At 65.3% G+C, this 22039-nt stretch carries 24 protein-coding genes and 1 pseudogene; 13 read left to right on the forward strand and 12 right to left on the reverse strand.

All coding sequences use genetic code 11. The features are described from left to right. Positions 1–342: 342 nt before the first annotated feature. From P6U25_RS32150 to P6U25_RS32160, 3 genes are all read right to left on the reverse strand, one after another. A complete protein-coding gene (locus P6U25_RS32150; RefSeq protein WP_407148753.1) occupies positions 343–828 on the reverse strand; it encodes a DUF992 domain-containing protein in 486 nt (161 codons plus the stop codon). Between the two features lie 238 nt (positions 829–1066). Continuing rightward, positions 1067–1585: a DUF992 domain-containing protein gene (locus P6U25_RS32155; protein WP_407148754.1), complete on the reverse strand. Its 519-nt coding sequence runs from the start codon at positions 1583–1585 to the stop codon at positions 1067–1069. Positions 1586–1832: 247 nt separating this feature from the next. Continuing rightward, positions 1833–3035: a pyridoxal phosphate-dependent aminotransferase gene (locus tag P6U25_RS32160; RefSeq protein WP_407148755.1), complete on the reverse strand. Its 1203-nt coding sequence runs from the start codon at positions 3033–3035 to the stop codon at positions 1833–1835. Between the two features lie 608 nt (positions 3036–3643). Here P6U25_RS32160 and P6U25_RS32165 point away from each other — a divergent pair. After that, positions 3644–4297, forward strand: a complete 654-nt coding sequence (locus P6U25_RS32165) for a glutathione S-transferase family protein (protein WP_407148756.1) — start codon at positions 3644–3646, stop codon at positions 4295–4297. Between the two features lie 158 nt (positions 4298–4455). Here the strand turns inward: P6U25_RS32165 and P6U25_RS32170 are convergent, their stop codons facing one another. Continuing rightward, positions 4456–4662: a hypothetical protein gene (locus P6U25_RS32170; protein ID WP_407148757.1), complete on the reverse strand. Its 207-nt coding sequence runs from the start codon at positions 4660–4662 to the stop codon at positions 4456–4458. A gap of 42 nt (positions 4663–4704) precedes the next feature. On the opposite strand from P6U25_RS32170, the gene P6U25_RS32175 reads away from it, so the two are divergent. Next, positions 4705–4851, forward strand: a complete 147-nt coding sequence (locus tag P6U25_RS32175; protein ID WP_407148758.1) for a hypothetical protein — start codon at positions 4705–4707, stop codon at positions 4849–4851. Between the two features lie 12 nt (positions 4852–4863). Here the strand turns inward: P6U25_RS32175 and P6U25_RS32180 are convergent, their stop codons facing one another. Continuing rightward, positions 4864–5217, reverse strand: coding sequence for a DMT family protein (locus tag P6U25_RS32180; RefSeq protein WP_407148759.1), 354 nt, complete (start codon positions 5215–5217; stop codon positions 4864–4866). Positions 5218–5421: 204 nt separating this feature from the next. Between P6U25_RS32180 and P6U25_RS32185 the strand changes: the two genes are divergently transcribed. The 3 genes from P6U25_RS32185 to P6U25_RS32195 all read left to right on the forward strand — a co-directional run bounded on the left by P6U25_RS32185 (position 5422) and on the right by P6U25_RS32195 (position 7973). Then, positions 5422–6234, forward strand: a complete 813-nt coding sequence (locus P6U25_RS32185; RefSeq protein WP_407148760.1) for a PAS-domain containing protein — start codon at positions 5422–5424, stop codon at positions 6232–6234. A 96-nt stretch (positions 6235–6330) separates the two neighbouring features. Continuing rightward, the gene (locus P6U25_RS32190; protein WP_407148761.1) at positions 6331–6792 is read left to right on the forward strand and encodes a GNAT family N-acetyltransferase; all 462 of its coding nucleotides are present in this window, start codon (positions 6331–6333) and stop codon (positions 6790–6792) included. Between the two features lie 239 nt (positions 6793–7031). Continuing rightward, positions 7032–7973, forward strand: a complete 942-nt coding sequence (locus P6U25_RS32195) for an aldo/keto reductase (protein WP_407148762.1) — start codon at positions 7032–7034, stop codon at positions 7971–7973. A gap of 255 nt (positions 7974–8228) precedes the next feature. Here the strand turns inward: P6U25_RS32195 and P6U25_RS32200 are convergent, their stop codons facing one another. The 3 genes from P6U25_RS32200 to P6U25_RS32210 all read right to left on the reverse strand — a co-directional run bounded on the left by P6U25_RS32200 (position 8229) and on the right by P6U25_RS32210 (position 11429). Then, a complete protein-coding gene (locus P6U25_RS32200; protein WP_407148763.1) occupies positions 8229–8573 on the reverse strand; it encodes an endonuclease domain-containing protein in 345 nt (114 codons plus the stop codon). Between the two features lie 73 nt (positions 8574–8646). Then, the gene (locus P6U25_RS32205) at positions 8647–9876 is read right to left on the reverse strand and encodes a DUF1501 domain-containing protein (protein WP_407148764.1); all 1230 of its coding nucleotides are present in this window, start codon (positions 9874–9876) and stop codon (positions 8647–8649) included. Continuing rightward, a complete protein-coding gene (locus P6U25_RS32210; protein ID WP_407148765.1) occupies positions 9873–11429 on the reverse strand; it encodes a DUF1800 family protein in 1557 nt (518 codons plus the stop codon). The genes P6U25_RS32205 and P6U25_RS32210 overlap by 4 nt, the downstream gene beginning before the upstream one ends. Positions 11430–11744: 315 nt before the next feature. Between P6U25_RS32210 and P6U25_RS32215 the strand changes: the two genes are divergently transcribed. Continuing rightward, on the forward strand, positions 11745–12431 hold the full coding sequence (locus tag P6U25_RS32215) for an HAD family hydrolase (RefSeq protein WP_407148766.1): 687 nt from the start codon (positions 11745–11747) through the stop codon (positions 12429–12431). 47 nt (positions 12432–12478) lie between these two features. Here P6U25_RS32215 and P6U25_RS32220 read toward each other — a convergent pair. Further along, a pseudogene (locus P6U25_RS32220) lies at positions 12479–13075 on the reverse strand (TetR/AcrR family transcriptional regulator). A gap of 93 nt (positions 13076–13168) precedes the next feature. Between P6U25_RS32220 and P6U25_RS32225 the strand changes: the two are divergent. Continuing rightward, positions 13169–13960, forward strand: a complete 792-nt coding sequence (locus tag P6U25_RS32225; protein WP_407148767.1) for a crotonase/enoyl-CoA hydratase family protein — start codon at positions 13169–13171, stop codon at positions 13958–13960. 120 nt (positions 13961–14080) lie between these two features. Here the strand turns inward: P6U25_RS32225 and P6U25_RS32230 are convergent, their stop codons facing one another. Next, the gene (locus P6U25_RS32230) at positions 14081–14788 is read right to left on the reverse strand and encodes a glutathione S-transferase N-terminal domain-containing protein (protein WP_407148768.1); all 708 of its coding nucleotides are present in this window, start codon (positions 14786–14788) and stop codon (positions 14081–14083) included. Positions 14789–14981: 193 nt separating this feature from the next. Continuing rightward, positions 14982–15215, reverse strand: coding sequence for a hypothetical protein (locus P6U25_RS32235; RefSeq protein ID WP_407148769.1), 234 nt, complete (start codon positions 15213–15215; stop codon positions 14982–14984). Positions 15216–15401: 186 nt separating this feature from the next. Here P6U25_RS32235 and P6U25_RS32240 point away from each other — a divergent pair, with 186 nt between their 5' ends. The 6 genes from P6U25_RS32240 to P6U25_RS32265 all read left to right on the forward strand — a co-directional run bounded on the left by P6U25_RS32240 (position 15402) and on the right by P6U25_RS32265 (position 21107). Beyond that, entirely contained in the window at positions 15402–16304 is a 903-nt protein-coding gene (locus P6U25_RS32240; RefSeq protein ID WP_407148770.1) for a LysR substrate-binding domain-containing protein, read from the forward strand. 125 nt (positions 16305–16429) lie between these two features. Next, the gene (locus P6U25_RS32245; RefSeq protein WP_407148771.1) at positions 16430–16651 is read left to right on the forward strand and encodes a hypothetical protein; all 222 of its coding nucleotides are present in this window, start codon (positions 16430–16432) and stop codon (positions 16649–16651) included. An 11-nt stretch (positions 16652–16662) separates the two neighbouring features. Beyond that, a complete protein-coding gene (locus tag P6U25_RS32250) occupies positions 16663–16854 on the forward strand; it encodes a hypothetical protein (protein WP_407148772.1) in 192 nt (63 codons plus the stop codon). Positions 16855–16981: 127 nt separating this feature from the next. Further along, positions 16982–19894 carry an excinuclease ABC subunit UvrB gene (gene uvrB, locus P6U25_RS32255; protein ID WP_407148773.1) on the forward strand — a complete coding sequence of 971 codons (2913 nt, stop codon included), beginning with the start codon at positions 16982–16984 and terminating at the stop codon, positions 19892–19894. A 154-nt stretch (positions 19895–20048) separates the two neighbouring features. Further along, positions 20049–20816 (forward strand): DpnI domain-containing protein, encoded by a 768-nt coding sequence (locus tag P6U25_RS32260; protein WP_407148774.1) that lies wholly within the window; start codon positions 20049–20051, stop codon positions 20814–20816. A 117-nt stretch (positions 20817–20933) separates the two neighbouring features. Beyond that, entirely contained in the window at positions 20934–21107 is a 174-nt protein-coding gene (locus P6U25_RS32265) for a hypothetical protein (RefSeq protein ID WP_407148775.1), read from the forward strand. Positions 21108–21136: 29 nt separating this feature from the next. On the opposite strand, the gene P6U25_RS32270 is transcribed toward P6U25_RS32265, so the two are convergent. Continuing rightward, positions 21137–21580, reverse strand: coding sequence for a GNAT family N-acetyltransferase (locus tag P6U25_RS32270; protein WP_407148776.1), 444 nt, complete (start codon positions 21578–21580; stop codon positions 21137–21139). Between the last annotated feature and the right edge of the window lie 459 nt (positions 21581–22039).

Below are 22039 nucleotides of genomic sequence, written 5' to 3' on the forward strand. Positions count from 1 at the left end.
TTGGGTCGGCGACCGTTCATGCTCTGCCTGCGTCAGGCGTTTGGCAAGCGGGAAAACGTCGCTGCGGTGCGGCGTCTTGCAACCTTGCCGCGATCAAGCGACCGGCCCGTTAACGTTCGGATTTTCGCGCCTTGTGCTCCAGTTCCGTGGCTGGCGCCGGCGTGAAGTCACGCCAACGTGTCGCGATCGCACGCAAGTGCCGCACGGCAAGTGACCTATTTTCCTCGCGCCACGCGATCGTGAGCGGCGCCGTGACTGTCGAGCGCTGTGAGCGGAACGCCAACCGCGTCGCCGAAGTGGCGCGCAGCCTCTTCGGCAAGGCGGGAGTGGTTCGCGCGACGATTAGCGTCCCGGGCGTAGCTCGAGGCTCTCCAGCCCGGCGGCGAGATTGACGCCGACCTGGCCTTGCACGCTCAGCGGCTGCAACGCGATCGTGTTGTCGGACCCACCGATCAACACGTTGCCGCCGACACCGACACCAAGCGTCGCGCTGCCCTGCGCGCCGGCATAGTCGCCGGAGAGCGCACCCGGCCCGAGCCGCGCAACCGGAGCGTAGACGCCCCAGGCCAACACCGACTCCTGCGTGATGCCGAGATCGATGCCGACCTTGCGGATGGTCGCAATGTAACGATCCTCCGGCACGCCCTCGGCTCGCAACACGCAACCGAGATTGGTGACCGAGCCGACGATGAATCCGATGCTTGCGCCGCCGCGGCATTCCAGGACGCCGACCTGCACCCGCTGGATCGGCTGCTGCGCGGTGACGCTGGCGATCGAGGCCGCCAGCGCAACGACGGCGGCACCGGCGAGAAAGATAAAACGACGCATGGTGGGAGGTCTCCGGCTGAAGGCGTGATGCGAGCAGAGAACAGAGCGGGTGCCATGCCCCGGCGCCCGCGCTTGCTATGCCATAACACACGACGCCGCGCCAGAATGAGAGGTAACTCCGGATTGTTACAGCATGTGGCGGCGTTGCCGTCGGTGCCAAGTCTCCGCGACCGGCACGAAATAAAAGCAAGAGACAAAAAAGAGGCCCGCTTTCGCGGGCCTCTTGGACTTCACCGGCTTAGTGGTGGTGATGCCGGCGGTGATAGTGCCGGCGCGGGCCGCCAACGCGGACCGGCTCGAGGTCAAGTGCGGCGATGCCGGCCGCGACGTTGAAGCCGGCCTGGCCCTGCAGGCTGATCGGCTGCAGCGCATAGGAATTCGCCGGTCCACCGACGAGGAAGTTGCCGCCCGCACCGAGGCCGACCGACGCGTTGACGCCGACGCCGCCATAGCTGCCGGCGAGCGCTCCGCGCGGGACGCGGGTGACCGGCGCGCTGACCGCCCAGGCGAGCTGCGTCTGCGCGGTGACGCCGAGATCAAGGCCGACGCGGCGCACGGTCGCAATGTAAGCCTCCGGCCGGCGGCCTTCGGTCTGGAAAACGCATTCGAGCTGAGTGACGGAGCCGACAACGAAGCCGACATTCTGCCCGCCCTGGCACTCGAGGACGCCGGCCTGAACGACCGGGGGCGCTGCGTTGGCGGTGGCGATCGGCGCCAGCAGCGCGAGCGTGGCGAGGGTTAGTGTCGAAAGTCGCATTAGTCTGTCTCCGCAGGTGAACTGAATTGCGCGCGGACAGAAGGGAAGGGTCGTGTCCAAAACAAGGCAGACCGCAAAGATGCCGTAAAAACTTCCGGCGTGTGACTATTGGGATGTGCGTGCTCACGCGACAGATGAGCAGGATGTGATTTGACACGCTCGTTTTGGATTCACCGCGTGCTCGACTGCAAAACGCGCGACAACGCTCCCGCAGCTTGTGCGGGAGCGAATCTCTCTTGCAAGCGACTTATCGCAGATTGCCGCAGAAGCGCTGGATGCGTTTGCAGGCGTCCTCGAGATCCGAGGTCTTGGTGGCGTAGGAGATGCGGAATGCCGGCCCGAGCCCGAACGCGGATCCTTGCACGACGGCGACGCCCTCGCTCTCGAGCAGCTCGGTGACGAAGTCCTCGTCATTGCCGATCAGCTTGCCCGACGGCCCCTTCTTGCCGATCGTGCCTGAGCAGGATGGATAGACGTAGAACGCACCTTCGGGGCGCGGGCATTCGATACCACTCGCCTGGTTCAGCATCGACACCACGAGATCGCGCCGCTCCTTGAACACCTTGTTGTTCGCGGGGATGAAGTCCTGCGGTCCATTGAGTGCCTCGACCGAGGCCCACTGTGCGATCGACGACGGGTTCGAGGTCGACTGCGACTGGATCGTCGCCATCGCCTTGATGAGCGGCGCCGGACCACCGGCATAGCCGATGCGCCAGCCGGTCATGCAATAGGCCTTCGATACGCCGTTCACGGTCAGCGTGCGTTCATAGAGCGCCGGCTCGACCTGCGCGGCGGTGGTGAAGACGAAGTCGTCATAGACCAGATGCTCGTACATGTCGTCGGTCATCACCCAGACATGCGGATGCCGGACCAGCACGTCGGTGATCGCCTTCAGCTCGGCGCGCGTATAGGCCGCGCCGGTCGGGTTCGACGGCGAGCACAGGATGACCCACTTGGTCTTCGGCGTGATTGCCTTCTCGAGATCCTCGGGCTTGAGCTTGAAGCCGCTCGCGGCCGTGCAAACCACGGGCACCGACTCGCCACCGGCGAGCGCCACCATTTCGGGATAGCTGACCCAGTACGGCGCCGGGATGATCACCTCGTCGCCCGGATTGATGGTCGCCATCAGCGCGTTGTACAGCACCTGCTTGCCGCCGGTGCCGACGATGACTTGGTTCGGCTTGTAGGTCAGGCCGTTCTCGCGCTGGAATTTGTTGATGATGGCTTCCTTCAGCTCCGGAATGCCGCCGACATCGGTGTACTTGGTCTTGCCGCCCTCGATCGCGCGGATCGCTGCCAGCTTGATGTTGGCGGGGGTGTCGAAGTCCGGCTCGCCGGCACCGAGGCCGATGACATTGCGGCCCGCGGCTTTCAGCGCGCGTGCTTTGTCCGTGACCGCGATCGTCGCGGACGGCTTCACACGGTCGAGCGCAGCGGACAGGAAGGCCATTATCATCTCCTGGCAAACGTCGTGAGCGGTCGGCCACGACTTGATTTGGATGGGATCGGTGCACCCTAGGCCTCTCGCCGCTGCGTCGCAAGAAGCTTGGCGGCAAAGCCCGAAATCTTTCGCGCATGGCTTCAGGCGCGCGCAACATTCCGAAAGTTCCGACCTCAAATCGCTCATATCCGGCAAGGGCTGCGGTGGCCGGACAGGCCTGCTTCCGGCCACGCACTGCGCGACGAATTGCTCCGAGGACAATACGCCACGCGGCGAGACCTCCCGAACCTTGCCGGACGGTCCAGACGCATGCCCATCGCCAGCCCGGCGACGGCTGGTCCGGCGCACGCTAAGGTTGATCGCCATGACGCGTTGGCGTCGCGTGTCGACAAGCGCACACAAGCATCGCGCAAGCGTGATCCGAGTTGTTCTGCCGTGTCGATGGAATCGTTCTGCACGCGTGCAGTGCGGTAGGCGTTTCGACTTTTTCCACTGTCCGGGACTTGCGACGCTCCCCCATCGGCATCATTGTTTAGGCGCGTTGCGGCGTGACGGGCCGCGCGCCAAGCCGCGCAGTCTTCGAATTTCCGTCTTCCGAGCGAGTGAACCCCGACGCAATGTACAAGCTCTATTCGATGCAGCGGTCCGGCAACAGCTACAAGGTTCGCTTGGCGCTGGCCGTGCTGAACACACCGTACGAAGCGATCGAGATCGACATCCTGCGCGGCGAGAGCCGCACACCGGAATTCCTGGCCAAGAATCCGAGCGGCCAGGTGCCGTTGCTCGAAGTGGCCGACGGCCGCTACCTCGCCGAGTCCAATGCCATCCTCTGGTACGTTACGGCCGGCACGCCGCTGTCCCCCGAATCGCGGATCGAGCGCGCCGAGGCGTTGCAGTGGATGTTCTTCGAACAGCACGCGCTGGAGCCGAACATCGGCGCCGCCTATTTCTGGCTGTCGCTGGTCAGGGGTGGACGGGACCTCCAGACGCATGCGCTCGAGGACTGGATGGAACGCGGCTATGCGGCGCTGCAGGTGATGGAAAACCACCTCAAGAACCACGCCTATTTCGCCGCGGACCAGTTAACGGTCGCCGACATCGCGCTCTACGGCTACACCCACGTCGCCGACCGCTGCGACTTCGACCTCGCGACCTTCCCGTCGATCCGGGCCTGGCTCCGGCGGGTCGAACAGACCCCGGGCTTCGTCTCCATGGACTGGCAGGCGGGAACCGAGAACGAGCCTCCGGCCCGCCTCGTGGCCGGCCTCTGAATAGCGGGGACAGCGGGAGAACTGCCCAAATAGCGGGCAAAACCGTGCCCGCTGCCCTGTTTCTGCCGTTTTCCCGGCTTCGGCCGCCGCAATATTGCCGGCGACGATCGTCAGATTCGATCGGATGTCGCGGGTGATTCGCTCGCGTCTTGAAGGATTTAGACCATGATACGGTCGCCCGGCACGGCAGGCTTCCGGAGCTGCCCTGCCCCTGTCGCATCGCCCCGGCTGACGAATGCGATCGCCGCCTCGCTCGCGTTCTGCGCGCTGACGCTTTGCCTTGTCGTCACGATCACGGTGCTGTCGAGCAACGTCACCATGGCGATGCCGATCCCGTCATAGCTCACATTTTCGAAACTAAGCACCTTTCCGCGCCGAGGCGCGGTGGAGACAACGCGGCTCGAACGATGAAGACACCCGTCGGACTTGTGACCGTGACGTTGACGGTGGCGATCCTGCTGGCCGCCTCGCTCCTGATCGTGACCGGTACGCGCGGCGAAGGCCGCGCGCATCCGATGCGCATCATGCCGCATGCCGCCCCCGCCGCCCGATAGGCCCCCGCGCGGTCAGCTCCATTTGTGGAAGATGAAGAACGCGCCGACGGCGATGAAGGCAAAGCCGAGCACATGATTCCAGCCCAAGGGCTCCTTCAGGTACAGCACCGAGAAGCAGGCAAACACGACCAGCGTGATCACCTCCTGCATGGTCTTGAGCTGCGCCGCCGAATAGACCGCGCTGCCCCAGCGATTGGCCGGCACCGCCAGCCAGTATTCGAAGAAGGCGATGCCCCAGCTTACAAGGACGATGATGGGCAGCGCATGGCCCTTGAACTTCAGGTGGCCGTACCAGGCAAAGGTCATGAAGACATTCGAGGCAAACAGCATCAGGATCGGCAGCAGCGAAGGCGAAATGGCAGGCATCGATGTCCTCTTGAAATCCGGCCGGCACCCGGACGCGCGGAACCGGGTTTCATGCCGATCTGCATATCATTTGATTTGAAAGCATTGAAAGCTCGCGCGACCTGAGCGAGCACACCTTAACGCTGATGACGGAAATAGCGGCGGGCTGCGGACTGGTCGTCAAATGACGGCCCTATTCTTTGCTCGACAGCGACGAGAACGAGCATGCGGTACGACTGGCGTGCAATTTCAGGCCCGGCTCTGACGGCGGCCATCGCGCTGGCCGCCTTCCTGATCGATCGTCACATCGTCCCAGTGCCCAACCCGGCGCCGCTGTTCGTCTGCATCGTCGCACTCGCAAGCTCGATCAGCGGCATCAGCTCCGGGCTGATCAGCGCCGCGATCGCCGTGTCGGCCTCCGCACTGTTCTTCCTCGATCATCGCGCAGTGCCCGGTTATGACGCCGCCGACGTCGCGCGGATGCTGATGCTGGCGGCCACCGCTGCCGGCACGGCGGTGATCACGGGATTGCTGCGGCGGAAATGGATCGACGCCTTCGCGGCCGAGCAGGAGCACCACGCCACCGCGGCACGGCTCGCCGCCGCGCTCGACCAGGTCGACATCGGCATCGTGCTGCTCGACGCCGACACCCGCGCGGAATTCATCAACCGCGCCTTTCGCGACTACTTCGCGCTCTCGGACGCGCAGGCCGATTCCAAGCCACCCTTCATCGCGCTGATGTACCACGCCCGCGACACCGGCGCGTGGCAGATGCCCGAGGACGAGCTGGGGGCATTCATTGCGGAGCGTACCGCGCACATGCGCGCGGGCGATTCCACGCCGATCACCCTCAACCTGGCCGGCGGCGAGGTGCTGCGCTTCAGTTGTACGGCGCTGCCTGACGGCGGCCGCATGCTGAGCTACACGCCGGTGACCGATCTGGTGCGGCATACCGACCACCCTGCCGAGGCCGAGTACTATCGTTCGCTGCGTGGCAGCGAACATCAACTGGCGCGGCTGCTGCGCGCCGCCGAGTAAGGCCTCGCGCGCCTTTGTACGGCATTTGATCCCGCACGATCTCGACGATAGAACGTGACAAGCGGCTCGCGCGCATCGCTCAACGCAGGATCACTCATGTCCGACGACGTCACCATCCGCTTCGTCACCCGGGATGACTACGCCCAGTGGCTTCCTTTGTGGGACGGTTACAACGCATTCTACGGACGCTCGGGGCCGACGGCGCTGGCGCCCGAGATCACCGCCGTGACGTGGCAACGCTTCTTCGATGCTTACGAGCCGATGTATGCGCTGGTCGCCGAGCAAGGCGGCAAGCTGCTCGGGCTGACGCACTACCTGTTTCATCGGTCGACCACGGCCATCGAGCCGACCTGCTACCTGCAAGACCTCTTCACCAACGAGGCCGCGCGCGGCAAGGGCGTCGGCCGCGCCCTGATCAACGGCGTCTACACGCAGGCGAAGCTTGCGGGCTCGCCGCGGGTCTATTGGCAGACCCACGAGACCAATCACACGGCGATGCAGCTCTACGACAAGGTCGCGGAGAAGCCGGGCTTCGTCATCTACCGCAAGATCTTCTGAGCGGGCCTGCCGAGGCTTTGTGGACAAGATCAGGTGTCACCGGCGCGTTACAATGCGCCGCTAGGCTCCGGCTTGCGTAAGATCAGGCCCCCCGTCTCGGATCTTCGCCCCGAGCGGTCCCCGTCAGTCGCCGCGTCTGACCGGGACCGCTTTTTTTGCGACGTTGCCATGCGCCGCCGGCGGTAGGCCCGCACCTTGCCCCACGCGACAATGCGGATCGATTTTCGACAGGACTTCTCATGGAAATTCGCAATCTCGGCGGCTCCGGCCTGCGCGTATCCGCGGTCGGCATCGGCTGCAACAATTTCGGCCAGCGCACCGACCTGGAAACCTCGCGCAAGGTCATCCACAAGGCGATCGATCTCGGCATCACCCTGTTCGACACCGCCGACATCTATGCCGGCCAGGGCGGCTCGGAGACCGTGCTCGGCACCGTGCTGGGCGACCGCCGCAAGGACATCGTGCTCGCCACCAAATATGCCAAGCCGATGGCCTCCGACGGCACCAAGCAGGGCGCCTCGCGCCGCTACATCCTGTCGGCGGTCGAAGCGAGCCTGCGGCGGCTGAAGACCGACTATATCGATCTCTACCAGCAGCACGACTACGATCCCCTGACGCCAATCGACGAGACGCTGCGCGCGCTCGACGACCTCGTCCGTCAGGGCAAGGTGCGCTACATCGGCAACTCCAACTTCCCGGCCTGGCGCATCGCGGAAGCCGAGTACGTCGCGCGTGCGATCAACGTCGCCCGCTTCGTCTCGTGCCAGGACGAGTACAGCCTCCTGGTGCGCGGCATCGAGAGGGACCTGTTGCCGGCGGCGCAGGAATACAATCTCGGCCTGCTACCGTTCTTCCCGCTCGCCAGCGGTCTTCTGACCGGCAAGTACCAGCGCGGCGCCGCCGCGCCCGCCGACACCCGCTTCGCCAAGGCGCCGGCCTTGAAGGATCGCTACGTCACGCCGCGCAACGAGGACATCGTCGAGAAGCTGCAGGCGTTTGCCAAGGAGCGTGGCCACACCATGCTAGAGCTCGCCTTCTCCTGGCTCGCCGCCCGCCCGCAAGTCTCGAGCGTCATCGCCGGCGCCACCCGCCCCGAACAGATCGAGCAGAACGTCAAGGCCATCAACTGGAAGCTGAGCGCGGAGGAGATGGCCGAGATCGATCGGATCACGAAGGGGTGAAAGGCCGTGGGCACCGCACTCTCACTCCCTCTCCCCGTTCTTCACGGGGAGAGGGGTGGGGTGAGGGGCCGCCTCCGCAAGCTCGGATCGCCGTGAGACCTGTACCCCCTCACCCGGATCGCATCTTGCGATGCGATCCGACCTCTCCCCGCAAGCGGGGCGAGGTAAAGAAAGATCGACAACCCGACGATACGGGCACCCTCTCTCCACTCCCTCTCCCCGTTCTTCACGGGGAGAGGGTCGGGGTGAGGGGCTTTATCCACGCAACTCGGTTTGAATTGTCATCAGGACACCCTCAATGTTGCCGAGTACATCGTTGTTCCAGAAGCGAAGCACGCGGTATCCTTCGCTGACGAGGTAACGATCACGAACCACATCGGCAGCCGACTCGGCATGTTGTCCGCCATCCACTTCGATCACGATCAGCTTCTCGCGGCAGACGAAGTCGCAGATAAACATTCCGATCGGGACCTGCCGCGCGAATTTGTGGCCGTCGATCTGACGATTGCGGATGCGATTCCACAGCACGGTTTCGGCGTCTGTTTGATTGGCGCGCAGCCGCCTCGCGAGTCGGGTCGGCATTTCCTTGCGGCCACGCATTGCCTTGCCCCTCACCCGGATTGCTGCGCAATCCGACCTCTCCCCGCAGAAGAGCGGGGAGAGGTTGAGGAAGTCAAGCCACCAACCCCTTCATCGGCTTCACCAGTGCGCTGTCGGGGAACACCGCATCGGCCAGCGCGCGTTCGCCGATGCCGAGTTGGTCGTGCAGCACGCCCTTGATCACCGCGCGCAGATCCGTGGTCGGAGCGAGGTCGCGGGACTGGTAGAGGTTGGCGGGTTTCAGCCCTGGCCAGTCCGTGATCATGCGGCCGCCCTTCACCGCGCCGCCGGCGAGCAGCGCGATGGTGCCGGTGCCGTGGTCGGTGCCCTCGGTGCCATTGATGCGCGCGGTGCGGCCGAACTCGGTGGCGACCACGATGACGGTGTCGCGCCAGCGGTCGCCCAAGCCGCTCTCGAATTCCGCCAGCGCGCCGTCGAGGCCGCCGAGCAGTTGTGCGAGGCGGCCGACCGGGCCACCCTCATTGGCGTGGGTGTCCCAGCCGTCGAAGGCGAGCGCGCCGATGCGCGGGCCGTCGTCGGCCGCCATCAGCTTGGCCGCGCCGCGCGCCACCAGCCGCATCGCGCCGACGCCGTTCATGCCGGGCTTCGGCTTCATGTCGCTACCCTGCGCCTGCTTCTCGAGCTGCAGGCCCTGCGTCAGCGCACTCGCCAGCGCGGGATCGCGGTGCTGATAGAGATCGACAAGCCGCATCGCGGTGTCGTCAGCAGCCTGCGGCAGCGCGACCGGGGACCAGCCGACAGTCGGCGCCGCGCCGCGCAGCACCAGCGGCGTGGTCGGGCCGACCGCGAGCGCGCTCGTCACCCGCTCGCCCTTCGGCAACGCCTCCAGCGCGCGGTTGAGCCAGCCGGACTGCACGCGGCCCGGCCCGGGGAAGCCGCTCTCGAGCACGTCCTGCCCGTCAAAATGCGAGCGATCGCGATAGGAGGTCGCAACCGCATGGATCACCGCAGCCTGCTTGGCGCGGTACATCCGCGCGAACTCCGGCATCGCCGGATGCAGGCCGAAGAACGGATCGAGCATCACCGCCGCATTCGGCCCGTCGGCCTTCAGCGCGATCGCGCCGTGCAGGCCGGCATAATCGGGATCGCCGATCGGCGCGACGGTGGCGAGCCCATCGAGCGCGCCGCGCAGGACCACGACGACCAGCCGCGGATCGCGGCCATCGGCCGCGCGTGCGAATTTCGGCAAGTAGGCCCAGGCCGCAAAGGACGCGCCGCCGAGCAGCAGCGCACGGCGCGATGTCGCCTGCATCGTCAGGCTCTCACAGCACTCCATCGTCATCTCCTCTGGAATTCCGGCGACATCAGCAGCAGCGCCAGCGCCTGCTGGCGCGATTCCGCGCGCTCGACGGTGCGCCGGGTCTCGGGCGAGGCCGCATCCGCCGCGGCGAGCTCGAGCAGGTCGCGCGGGTCGAGCCGGTCCCCGAGCGTGGCGCCGAGCTGTGCAGCAATATCAAGCCGCAGCTTCAGCCCTTCCGGCGCAGCCCAGGCCGCGCTGGTATCTGGGAAGCCGTTCGGGCCGGCCGGCGTCCACAGCGGCTGGCCGAGCACGCTGAGGCCGTTGAGATAGCGGCCGGGATCATCGGGGGTGCGCGCCAAGAGGCGGCCGGTCGCGATCAGGAAATCGTAAGGGCTGCGCATCTTGGTCAGCGGCGCCTGCCAGGCCTCGTCGGACCGGACGAGGGTGGTGGCGACCGCCTTGAGGTCGCCGTCGGTCGTCGTGAAGACGTCCTGCAACCGCGCAACCAGGGCCGGCGGCGGATCGTCGGCGACGAAATGGCGGACCAGCTTGGTGGCGATGAACTTCGCCGTCGACGGGTGCCGCGCGATGTCCGACAGCACCGCCTCGCCCTGCGCGATGCCGGTCTGCGCATAGGTCTTGCCGAGCACTTGCTGTGGGCCCGGCTCATGCGCATTGGCATTAAAGACGAAGCTGCCGGGTGCGCCGATCCGGCCCTGCCGGCCGGCGAAGGTCCACCCCGTGATCACCCGCGCGAACGATGTCACGTCGTCCTGCGTATAGCCGCCGCCGACGCCGAGCGTATGCAGCTCCATGATCTCGCGCGCCAGGTTCTCGTTCAGCCCGCGGTGGCGGTTGACGCCGGCCCGCGAGTCCGGGCCGAGCGATTGCTGGTTGTCGAGGAAGAACAGCATCGCCGGATGCTGCTCGACCGCCTTCAGCATGTCGGCGAAACGGCCGAGCACATGCGGGCGGATCGCCTCGCGCTCGAACGAGCCCGCCCACATCCGCGCCAGCGCACCCTTGTTGGCCGAGATACAGAAATGATTGGACCAGAACACGACGAGACGTTCGACGAAGCCGCAATCGGCGACCACGCCGCGCTGCAGCCGCGCCAGGGCCTCGGCACGGAACGTCTTCTGGATGATGTTGAGTGGCCGTGCCGGCGGTTTCTGTGGATCGGCCGCAGGCGGCATCCCGGCCGGCATCATCGCCGCGTTGGCGCTGTCGGCCGTCCGCGCCTGCATTGTAGGATCCTTCGCCGCGATCTGCTTGGCGGCGCTAGGCAACAGGTTGCGCCGCTGCGGTTGCATCGCATCCTGCGCCGGCATCTCGCTTGCCGCGGACTGCGCGACCTTCGCGGCCTCGCGCGCCTTGCGGACCTCGAACTGATAATCGAACACCTGCTTGCCGAGTTCCGGCGTCGAGAGCAGACCCGGAACTTCGAGCAACCCGCCGTTAGGGCGCGACAGTTCCGCCATCACGAAGCCGCGCGGATCGGATGCGGCGTTGATGAGATCGCCGGATGCGCCGCCGCGTGCACCAAATCCGAAGCGATTGAGCGCGACCAGGGCGGCGTGCGAATCTCGGGCCATCTGAATTCCCTCGGCGGCATATTCCGGCTATATCTGCGCGGGATCATAGCGCGGCTCGAGATGAACCCGAGATTAATTCGTTGATTAAATCGCGGTTAGGAATGCGCCTCTCGTCATGACCGATCGATCTGAAAAGTCCTCGCCGCGCCGCCTCGCCTGCACGACATGCGGTGCCGAATTCTCCTGTACGCTCGGAGGACCGTGCTGGTGTTCCGATGAGAGCTTTCGCCTGCCGATGCCGACCGACGGCGGCGACTGCCTGTGTCCCGCATGCTTGCGGAAGCTGGCCGAACAACACGCAAGCGTGAGTGCGGCGTGAGCGAGCGATGGACCGTTGATGCTGTCCTGCTCGACATGGACGGCACCCTGCTCGACACTGAGAAAGTCTATTTCGACAGCTTGGTCGCCGCGCTGAACGGCTGCGGCTACAACGACGGTGTCGTCGCGCTGTGCCACTCCATGGTCGGCCTGCCCGGACCGGCCTGCGAGGCGTTGCTGCTCGACCGCTATGGCGCGGACTTTCCGCTCGCCGATATCAATCAGGCCTTTCTCGATCATCGCGACGCCATGATGCGATCGGGCCTGCCGCTGAAGCCCGGCACGCTGCCGCTGCTCGACGCACTCGCCGCCGCCGACCGCCCGATGGCGATCGTCACCTCGTCGTCGCGACGCTCGGCCGAACGCAACCTCACCGTCGCCGGCATCCGCGACCGCTTCGACACGCTTCTGACCCTCGACGACGTCACCCACGGCAAGCCGGACCCGGAACTCTATCTGAAGGCGGCCGCGCATCTTGGCGTGGCCCCGCGGGCCTGCGTCGCGGTGGAAGACTCCAACCATGGCGTCGCGGCCGCACACGCCGCCGGCGCCATCACGCTGATGGTGCCTGACATGGCGCCGCCGACCGAACAGACGCGCGCGAAATGCGCGGCCGTGTTGCCGGATCTGAACGCCGTGTTGGCGATGCTGCAAGAGCGTGGTGGCCTCAACGATCTATCGTAACCGTCATTGCGAGCTCCTCGCAATGACGGCGAGAATTTGCTGCGAATTTAACGCCGCTTACGCCCCGGCTTCGCCAGCGCCGTCTCGATCAGCGACCGCGCCGCCTCGCCCGCGGTCTCCATGTAGCTCGCGTCGCGATGCAGCAGCACGACGGCGAATGAGCCATCCAGCAGCAACAGCATCTGCCGCGCGAGCCGCAGTGGATCGGCGATGCCTTCGGCCGCAAAGGTCGCGCGCAGCCAGTCCTCGAACTTCTTCTTGTGCGCGGCACCGATCTTGATCGCGGGATGGCCGGGCATGTTGGCGAGCTCGGCCGAGGTGCGCAGGAAGCCGCAGCCCTTTCACTTCGGGTGCCGTGCCGAGCGCGCCAGATTGCGGAAGATCGCCTCCACCTTCACGGGCAGGCCGCCGTCGGCTTCCGCGAACCATTTCCGGAACAGCGCCAGATTGGGCTGATCGCGCGCGGCGAGATAGGCGGCGACGAGATCGTCCTTGCTCCTGAAGTGATAATACAGCGTCCGCTTGGTGAGGCCGGCCTTGGCCGCCACCTCGTCGACGCTCACGCGCCTGATGCCTTCGTTGTAGAACAGCGCGCTTGCGGCCTGGATGATGCGTTCGCGAGTGGGTTCGGACGGTCTGGGCATCCGCCTATGTATACTGACCAGTGAATATACACAAATCGCCGCCGCTCCTACAGTCCGCTCCAGCCCATATGCGCCAATGCCGGAGACCACATCATGGCCGCGCCCATCCTGCTCGACATCGACGACGGAATCGCCCTCATCACGCTGAACCGCCCGGAGCGATTGAACGCGCTGAGTTACGCGCTGATCGACCAATTGATGGCGGCGCTCGACCAGATTGAGGGAGATGCGGCGGTGCGCGCGGTGATCCTCACCGGCGCGGGCGAGCGCGCCTTCTCCGCCGGCGCCGACATCCACGAATTCTCCGAGAGCGTGACGCAGGGCTCCACGATCGCGGTGCGCGATTTCGTGCGCCGCGGCCAGGCAATGACCGCGCGGCTCGAGGCATTCAAGAAGCCGGTGATCGCCGCCGTCAATGGGCTAGCCTTCGGCGGCGGCTGCGAGATCATCGAAGCCGTGCATCTCGCCATCGCCAGCGATCGCGCGCAGTTCGCCAAGCCCGAGATCAAGCTCGGCATGCCGCCGACCTTCGGCGGCACCCAGCGGCTGCCCCGGCTGGCCGGCCGCAAGCGCGGGCTGGAGCTATTGCTGACCGGCGATCCGTTCTCGCCGGAGCATGCGCTTAAGATCGGGCTCATCAACAGCGTCGTGCCGCACGATCAGTTGCTGAACGCCGCCCGCGCGCTGGCCGGCCGCATTGTCAGGCATTCGCCAGCTTCCGTCAGCAGCGTCATCACCGCGACGACGCGCGGCCTCAACATGCCGATTGCCGAGGGCCTGCTGGTCGAAAGCGAGCAATTCGCCGCGCTGGTGCCGAGCCGTGACCTGGCCGAAGGGTTCGCGGCGTGGAAGGAGCGGCGGGCGGCGAAGTATGTCGGGGCGTGAACTGTTCTCGCAAAGCTAACTCGTCATGCCCGGGCCTGACCCGGGCATCCACGACGTCCCGCGTTCAAGAACGTGGATGGCCGGGTCAAGCCCGGCCGCGACGAATGGAGAGGCGCTGCCCTACCGCACCACGGCCGCGGTCTGCCCGAACAACAGCTTGCGCTCCTCCTCGGTGCGGATCGCGGGCTGGCCGAAATTCGGGTTGACCTCCTTCGCCTTGGCATAGGCGCGCTCGGTCGCGGGACGCTTGCCGATGGTCTCCAGCCAGCGCTTCAGATGCGGAAAATCGTCGATGTTCTGGCCCTGGTTCTTGTAGGGCACGACCCAGGGATAGCTTGCCATGTCGGCGATCGAGTAGTCGCCGGCGATGAATTCGCGGTCGGCAAGGCGCTTGTTGAGCACGCCGTAGAGCCGGTTGGTCTCGTTGACATAGCGATCGATCGCGTAAGGCAGCTTCTCGACCGCGTAATTGCGGAAGTGGTGGTTCTGGCCGGCCATCGGGCCGAGCCCGCCCATCTGCCAGAACGTCCACTGGATCGCGTCGTAGCGGCCGTAGAGATCGGCGGGCAGGAACTGGCCGGTCTTCTCGGCGAGATAGAGCAGGATCGCACCGGATTCGAAAATCTGTAGCGGCTTGCCGCCGCCCTTCGGCGCGTGATCGACGATCGCCGGAATGCGATTGTTCGGCGCGATCGCCAAGAACTCCGGCTTGAACTGGTCCCCCTTGCCGATGTTGACCGGGAAGATCTTGTACTCCAGCCCGGTCTCCTCGAGGAACATCGTGATCTTGTGGCCGTTCGGCGTGGTCCAGTAGTGAAGGTCGATCATGGGACGATCCTGCGTTGAGGCGCGCACGTGCATGCGCCTGCGAAAGAAGATGCGATTGCATGAATTTGGGCGCAAAGCTCCCGATGAGTCAATGGCAGCTTCGTGACGCGCGCAAATGTGATGACGCCAACCGCCTCAACGAGCGTCCGATCGGCGGATGGCCTCGTCGCCGGCGAGAGGTCGATTCGGCCAATCAGTGCATCCGGCCGTGCTCGCGCAAAAATCGCTCGCCGCTTTCGGTCACGGTCACGCGCATGCCCTCGATCGAGGGACGGCGCGCGACGTAGCCGCGGTCGACGGCGTCCTCCCAGATCGTCAGCCGCGGGCATGAGGTCCGCCAGGTCTCGATCACCTCGGCATAGGGCCGCGGCTCGCGTGCGATCCATTCGACGAGATCGAGCACCAGGGCATCCGTCGTCTCCGCCATCGCCTCTCTCCCTCATTGTCCCGAGCGTGATCCCACGGTCTGACCTCTCCTTCTACCCGCGTGCGGAGCGAGGCAAGAGATCACGTCGACGACATCCGAACCAATACGCCATGGTTCTCCAGCCCTTGGCCCGTCGCCGCAAACTGAGTTATCTTGCCCTTGCATCAGTTTTCCTGAGGGTCATGCATGCGGCGGCTGCTCTTTCTCAACGGCATCAAGGCGTTCGAAGCCGCGGCGCGCACCGGCAGCTTCGCCGGCGCGGGCCAGGAGCTCAACGTCTCGGCCGCGGCGATCAGCCGGATGGTGCATCTGTTGGAAGAGCGGCTCGGCGTCGCGCTGTTCGAGCGCAAGGCGAACCGGCTCGTCACCACCCAGGCGGGCCGCGCCTATCAGAGCGGGCTGACCCCGATCTTCGACGCGCTGGCGAGCCTGACCGCGCAGGTCACCGCCTCGAGCGCGCGCGTGCTGACCGTCGGGGTCGGGCCGACATTCGCGATGAAGTGGATGATCCCGCACCTCGCCGACTTCCGCAAACAGGAGCCCGACATCGAGGTGCGGATCACCACCGGCGGCATGCAGGTGCCGTTCGCCGACGACTGGAGCTGCGGCATCCAACTTGGCGACGGCGAATGGCCGGGTCTCGTCGCCGAGCCGCTGTTCGCCGCCGACCTGTTGCCGGTGTGCACGGCGCGGCTCGCCAACGGACTGAAGCGTCCGGCCGATCTGAAGGGCCCGAGCCTGATCCGCGTCGCGCATTCGCCCGACGATTGGCCGTCATGGCTGAAGGCCGCCGGCGTGCCGCGGCTCACCGCGCGCGGACCGGAATTCCAGTTCTACGGCCAGGCGCTGCAGGCTGCCGTCGACGGGCTCGGGGTTGCGATGGGGATCCGGCCCTATATCGACGACGACCTCGCCGCGGGCCGGCTGGTGGCGCCATTTGCGCGCAGCGTTCCGAAAGGCATGCGCTGGTATCTCGTCTACCGCGGCTTTCGCGCCGAGCAGCGCGACTTCGCCGCGTTCCGCCGCTGGATCATTCGCGCCGCAGCCGAGCCTGCGACGCGCCAGAAGGCAGCCCGCAACGCCGGTTGACGCGTTCGGTGCGCCGGCTGTTGCTGTCGCCGCGCACAGATAAAACTGCCGGCTTGTGAACTCATTCACATTTGGCGATCCGCCCGCGTGCTTGGCTCAGATGAGCAGAATCCCGGAGGTCGCTCATGATTTACGGCGGTTTTCAGATCAAGTCGTTCGAGGTGGGGACGGGGCAATGGCACGCCAGGATTCAACGGGTCGATCACGAGCCGGTCGTTATCGATGGAATCTCGTTTCCGACGCTCGACATCGGCTTTGCGTGGTCCGATCAGGATGCGGCGATCGCCGACGCCAAGAAGCATATCGACCAGTTCCAGCGACGCTCTGGCGTGACAATGCCGTCCTGACGGTCGACGCCGTGGTCGGCCTCGTCCCGCAACTCACGGCCGAGCCGGCATGGCCGCCGCAGGTCAGAACGCACTGCCCGGACTGTGCGACCGAGCTCGAATTGCTGCGCGTCATTCCCGGCCGCTCCGCACAATACTGGACCATGCGCTGCGCCGGCTGTGGGGGGCTCCATCTCGACGTCGTCGACAAGCCCCGCGCGTAACGTGCTCCGATCGCGGCTCAGAGCGGGACGAGAGGTCTTGCTGACATCTGCTGACAGCAGAGCTGCCGCTTAAGTCCTCACGTCCTTTGCCCTTTTCTCGCTGCCGGACTCGTCCCATATTCCGGCCATGGCGAAGACACCACGCACTCCGAAAAAGCCCGGCAAATCCCCCAGATCCAAAGCGCACCGGCCCGAGGTCCAACCGATCGGGCCTGCACTCGCCGAACTGCTCAATCCCGCGATCAATCGCGGCGATGCCGGCATGGGCTCCGGCACCGGATTGCAGCCGCCGCCGGACAATTCCTGGGACCGCCGCTCCGGCGGCGAGGCCGCCGCGCACCGCGCGCGGGCGTCAACGCGCGGAACCAGCGAACAGGTCGCCAAGCGCGACGCCTCAGGCTTCGACGAGGCGCCGCAGGCCCATTACGGCACCTCGGCCACCGTCCCGACCCTCGATCCGGAACTGGCGCGGCAGCTTGGCCTTCCGACCGCCGAGGATGACGAGGAGGCGCTGGCGCGGCCGCCGCGCAGCAAGATGGAAGCGCTCGGCGTCAAGGCGACCGCCGACGCGCTGGAGAATTTGATCCGCGACGGCCGCCCCGAATTCCGCAAGGACGACGGCTCCATGAAGGTGTGGACGCCGCACCGGCCGCCGCGCCCGGAGAAATCCGAGGGCGGCGTGCGGTTCGAGATCAAGTCGTCCTACGAGCCGAAGGGCGACCAGCCGACCGCGATCGCCGAACTGGTCGAGGGCATCGACCGCAACGACCGGACGCAGGTGCTGCTCGGCGTCACCGGCTCGGGCAAAACCTACACCATGGCCAAGGTGATCGAGGCGACGCAGCGCCCGGCGCTGATCCTGGCGCCGAACAAGACGCTGGCCGCGCAGCTCTACGGCGAGTTCAAGAACTTCTTCCCCGACAACGCGGTCGAGTACTTCGTCTCCTATTACGACTACTACCAGCCCGAGGCCTATGTGCCGCGGACCGACACCTATATCGAGAAGGATTCCTCGATCAACGAACAGATCGACCGCATGCGCCACGCCGCGACGCGCGCGCTGCTGGAGCGCGACGACGTCATCATCGTGGCTTCGGTGTCGTGCATCTATGGTATCGGCTCGGTCGAGACCTACACCGCGATGACCTTCGCGCTGAAGAAGGGCGAGCGCATCGACCAGCGGCAACTGATCGCCGATCTCGTCGCGCTGCAGTACAAGCGCACCCAGGCCGAGTTCACCCGCGGCACCTTCCGCGTCCGCGGCGATGTCATCGACATCTTCCCGGCGCACTATGAGGACCGCGCCTGGCGCGTGAACCTGTTCGGCGACACCATCGAGACGATCGAGGAATTCGATCCGCTCACCGGCCACAAGCAGGACGAGCTCGAATTCATCAAGATGTACGCCAACTCGCACTATGTGACGCCGCGCCCGACGCTGGTGCAGGCGATCAAGTCGATCAAGTCGGAGCTGAAGCAGCGCCTCGACCAGCTCAACGACCAGGGCCGCCTGCTGGAAGCGCAGCGGCTGGAGCAGCGCACCACCTTCGATCTCGAGATGATGGAGGCGACCGGAAGCTGCGCCGGCATCGAGAACTATTCGCGCTATCTCACCGGGCGCCGTCCCGGCGAGCCGCCGCCGACGCTGTTCGAATATGTGCCCGACAACGCGCTGATCTTCGCCGACGAGAGCCACGTCACCGTGCCCCAGATCGGCGCCATGTTCCGCGGCGACTTCCGCCGCAAGGCGACGCTTGCCGAATACGGCTTCCGCCTGCCCTCCTGCATGGACAACCGCCCGCTCCGCTTCGAGGAATGGGACATGATGCGGCCGCAGACCATCGCGGTGTCGGCGACGCCGAGCGGCTGGGAGCTGAATGAATCCGGCGGCGTGTTCGTCGAGCAGGTGATCCGTCCGACCGGCCTCATTGATCCCCCCGTGGATATCCGCCCGGCCCGCACCCAGGTCGACGACCTCGTCGGCGAGGTGCGCGCCACCGCGGCCGCCGGCTATCGCTCGCTGATCACGGTGCTCACCAAACGCATGGCGGAGGACCTCACCGAATATCTGCATGAACAGGGCATCCGCGTCCGCTATATGCACTCCGATATCGACACCATCGAGCGCATCGAGATCATCCGCGATCTTCGCTTAGGCGCGTTCGACGCGCTGGTCGGCATCAACCTCTTGCGCGAGGGCCTCGACATTCCCGAATGCGCGCTGGTCGCGATCCTCGACGCCGACAAGGAAGGTTTTCTGCGCAGCGAGACCTCGCTGATCCAGACCATCGGCCGCGCCGCGCGCAATGTCGACGGCAAGGTGATCCTCTATGCCGACAGCATGACCGGCTCGATGGAGCGCGCGATGGCCGAGACCACGCGCCGCCGCGAGAAGCAGGTCGAGTACAACAAGGCCAACGGCATCACGCCGGAGAGCGTGAAGAAGTCGATCGGCGATATCCTCAACTCGGTCTACGAGCGCGACCACGTGCTGGTCGAGATCGGCGACGGCGGCGTCGCCGACGACGTGATCTCGATCGGGCACAATTTCGAGGCCGTGCTCAGCGACCTCGAGACGCGGATGCGGGAAGCCGCCGCCGACCTGAACTTCGAGGAAGCCGCCCGGCTGCGCGACGAGGTCAAGCGCCTGCGCGCCACCGAGATGGCCGTGGTCGACGATCCCACCGCCAAGCAGAGGGTCGTGCAGAACCGCGCCGGCGCCTATGCCGGTGCGAAGAAATACGGCGAGGCCGCGAACCTGCCGGCCAGCGCGCTGAAGAACAAGTCCGCCGCGACCTCGATCAAGGCGAGCCGCGGCGGCAAGAGCGGCTCGCGCGTGCACAAGCCCGATCTCGACGAGATGCACGGCCCGGAATCCCTGCCGTTCCGCGCGAGCAGCGTGCTGCCGACCAAGCCGTTCGGCAGCACCAGCCGGATCATCCAGCCGACCAACTCGCGCGAGTCAGGGCCGGAGTTTGGTCCCTCGCCGAGGTCGAGCGGCGGGGCACCTGGCAAGCGCGGCGGGTGGAAGAAGCGGTAAGGCTGTCCCGACCGCCGGACGCGTGAGACGTCGCCGAACATCGGCTATATCCGGTGGGTGAGATTCGGTTATTCCGTCGCGATACCGGCTAGCATTGCAGAAATCGAAGCGGCGTAACGCTGGAAATTTGATCCCGTTTCGCTACGCTGACTCTATGAAACTCGGCTTCGAAGAATCACAGACGTCCTACACCAGCGGCTCGCAAAGCGCTCGCGCGTGGACGGAAGCCTGGGTTAAGGCTTGGGCCTATTGCCCGCACTGCGGCAATGCGAAGATGTCCCAGTTTCCCAACAACAGTCCGGTGGCCGACTTCCTCTGCGGCACATGCAGCGAGGAATTCGAACTCAAGAGCCAGAAGGGAAAGTTCGGCGCAAAGGTAGCGGACGGCGCCTACAAGACGAAGTGCGAACGCCTGGACGCGAGCAACAATCCCAACCTTCTCTTGATGAACTACGACCTGAAGACGCTCGCGGTCGTCAATCTGCTCATCGTCCCGAAGCACTTCTTTGTTCGGGACATCATTGAAGAACGAAAGCCGCTCAAGGCGACTGCCAGGCGTGCCGGCTGGATCGGCTCCAATATCCTGCTCGGGAAAGTCCCGGAGTCGGGCAAAATCCACATCGTCCAGAACGGTATCATTCGCGACAAAGAGGTGGTTCTCGCCGAATGGCAGAAGACGCTATTCCTTAGAAGCGAGTCACTGGAATCGCGCGGTTGGCTTCTCGACGTCATGAAGTGCGTTGAGTCGCTTGGGAAGCGTGAGTTCACGCTCGACGAGGTCTATGCCTTCGAACGTCATCTTGGCGACCTGTATCCGGGTAACCAGAATGTCAGGCCGAAAATACGCCAACAGCTTCAATATCTGCGTGATCGTGGATTCGTCGAGTTTGTTTCGCGAGGCAACTACCGACTGAAATCGTGAGGGTCCGCTATGGCTTGGTTTATAAACTTCTACCGGTGCGAACGCTGCAGTAGAGTCTGGCGCGATGAGTGGTCCTGCACATGTGACGACGATTGCCCGCATTGTGGCGCACGACACATGTCTCCGTTCAAGAGCGAAGATCGGACCGAATTGATCGAACAGGACGGGAACGAGTTCATCGTGATGCGCTCACCAGATTCAGCAGAGCATGATCCGGACTATGAGGAGGTCGGTCGTTTCGCTACGCGTGTGCAAGCTGAACAATTCCTAGAAACGACCGATTTTGTCTAACTACCCGGGACGTCCCGTCCCGCCCCCGATCATGCGAGCTCGAACGCCGGATGGTACCTCACATCCCCCTTCGGCGACCGGCCCCTCAGCACCAGCCGCTGCAAATACGGGCTCGCCTCACCGCCATAGGTCAGCGCGGGGTCGCTGACGAAACCGAAGCGGCCGTAATAAGCGGGATCGCCGAGCACGACGCAGCCGTCGGCATCCAGCGCCGCCAGCCGGCTAAGGCCTTCGCGGATCAGCGCACGGCCGATGCCGAGCTTTTGCATCTCCGGCACCACCGAGACCGGGCCGAGGCCATACCAGTGCCCGGCTTCGTGATCGATCCGAACCGGAGAGAATGCGGCATGGCCGACGATACTTCCGTCGTCTGATGTCGCCACCAGCGAGACGGCGAGCGCGCCGCCGTGGCGCAGCGCTTCGACAATGCGCGGCTCCGCGCCGCTACTGTAAGGCGCTGTCTCGAACGCCATTGCTGTGATCCGGCTGATCGCTGCGGCGTCTTCAACTCGTTCATCTCTGATCTGCATGTCGCAGATAGAGCATACGGGCTGGCGACGGCAAGGCCTTGCCGGTGCGACAGATCGGCGAACGCTCGCGATCACCGCGGACCGCAAGAACGCAGACGCGCATGCTCTCAGTCGTCATGCCCGCGCATGCGGGCATCCAGTACGCCGCGGCCTCTCGATCAGGCTCTGACGCCTCTGGAATACTGGATCACCCGCATGCGCGGGTGATGACGACTGAGCAAGCTGTTTGATATGTGAACCGGAAGCTGTCCGTCATGCTGAGGAGGCCGCGCCGCGGCCGTCTCGAAGCAAAACGCCGCGCGGGCTGCGCATCCTCTCGGCCGTTATGCCCGCGCAGGCGGCATCCAGTACGCCGCGGCCTCTCGATCAGGCTCTGCCGTCTCTTGAATACTGGATCACCCG

Origin of the sequence: Bradyrhizobium sp. ORS 86, assembly GCF_045571475.1 — a bacterium.
GTDB lineage: Bacteria > Pseudomonadota > Alphaproteobacteria > Rhizobiales > Xanthobacteraceae > Bradyrhizobium.

Bases quoted from the DNA above. Each gene is read 5' to 3' on its own strand.
- uvrB (WP_407148773.1), top strand. From the start codon at position 16,982: ATGGCGAAGACACCACGCACTCCGAAAAAGCCCGGCAAATCCCCCAGA.
- P6U25_RS32160 (WP_407148755.1), bottom strand. From the start codon at position 3,035: ATGGCCTTCCTGTCCGCTGCGCTCGACCGTGTGAAGCCGTCCGCGACG.
- P6U25_RS32150 (WP_407148753.1), bottom strand. From the start codon at position 828: ATGCGTCGTTTTATCTTTCTCGCCGGTGCCGCCGTCGTTGCGCTGGCG.
- P6U25_RS32245 (WP_407148771.1), top strand. From the start codon at position 16,430: ATGATTTACGGCGGTTTTCAGATCAAGTCGTTCGAGGTGGGGACGGGG.
- P6U25_RS32260 (WP_407148774.1), top strand. From the start codon at position 20,049: ATGAAACTCGGCTTCGAAGAATCACAGACGTCCTACACCAGCGGCTCG.
- P6U25_RS32205 (WP_407148764.1), bottom strand. From the start codon at position 9,876: ATGACGATGGAGTGCTGTGAGAGCCTGACGATGCAGGCGACATCGCGC.
- P6U25_RS32240 (WP_407148770.1), top strand. From the start codon at position 15,402: ATGCGGCGGCTGCTCTTTCTCAACGGCATCAAGGCGTTCGAAGCCGCG.
- P6U25_RS32175 (WP_407148758.1), top strand. From the start codon at position 4,705: ATGAAGACACCCGTCGGACTTGTGACCGTGACGTTGACGGTGGCGATC.
- P6U25_RS32230 (WP_407148768.1), bottom strand. From the start codon at position 14,788: ATGATCGACCTTCACTACTGGACCACGCCGAACGGCCACAAGATCACG.
- P6U25_RS32210 (WP_407148765.1), bottom strand. From the start codon at position 11,429: ATGGCCCGAGATTCGCACGCCGCCCTGGTCGCGCTCAATCGCTTCGGA.
- P6U25_RS32235 (WP_407148769.1), bottom strand. From the start codon at position 15,215: ATGGCGGAGACGACGGATGCCCTGGTGCTCGATCTCGTCGAATGGATC.
- P6U25_RS32155 (WP_407148754.1), bottom strand. From the start codon at position 1,585: ATGCGACTTTCGACACTAACCCTCGCCACGCTCGCGCTGCTGGCGCCG.
- P6U25_RS32225 (WP_407148767.1), top strand. From the start codon at position 13,169: ATGGCCGCGCCCATCCTGCTCGACATCGACGACGGAATCGCCCTCATC.
- P6U25_RS32265 (WP_407148775.1), top strand. From the start codon at position 20,934: ATGTCTCCGTTCAAGAGCGAAGATCGGACCGAATTGATCGAACAGGAC.
- P6U25_RS32190 (WP_407148761.1), top strand. From the start codon at position 6,331: ATGTCCGACGACGTCACCATCCGCTTCGTCACCCGGGATGACTACGCC.
- P6U25_RS32180 (WP_407148759.1), bottom strand. From the start codon at position 5,217: ATGCCTGCCATTTCGCCTTCGCTGCTGCCGATCCTGATGCTGTTTGCC.
- P6U25_RS32165 (WP_407148756.1), top strand. From the start codon at position 3,644: ATGTACAAGCTCTATTCGATGCAGCGGTCCGGCAACAGCTACAAGGTT.
- P6U25_RS32195 (WP_407148762.1), top strand. From the start codon at position 7,032: ATGGAAATTCGCAATCTCGGCGGCTCCGGCCTGCGCGTATCCGCGGTC.
- P6U25_RS32200 (WP_407148763.1), bottom strand. From the start codon at position 8,573: ATGCGTGGCCGCAAGGAAATGCCGACCCGACTCGCGAGGCGGCTGCGC.
- P6U25_RS32185 (WP_407148760.1), top strand. From the start codon at position 5,422: ATGCGGTACGACTGGCGTGCAATTTCAGGCCCGGCTCTGACGGCGGCC.
- P6U25_RS32270 (WP_407148776.1), bottom strand. From the start codon at position 21,580: ATGGCGTTCGAGACAGCGCCTTACAGTAGCGGCGCGGAGCCGCGCATT.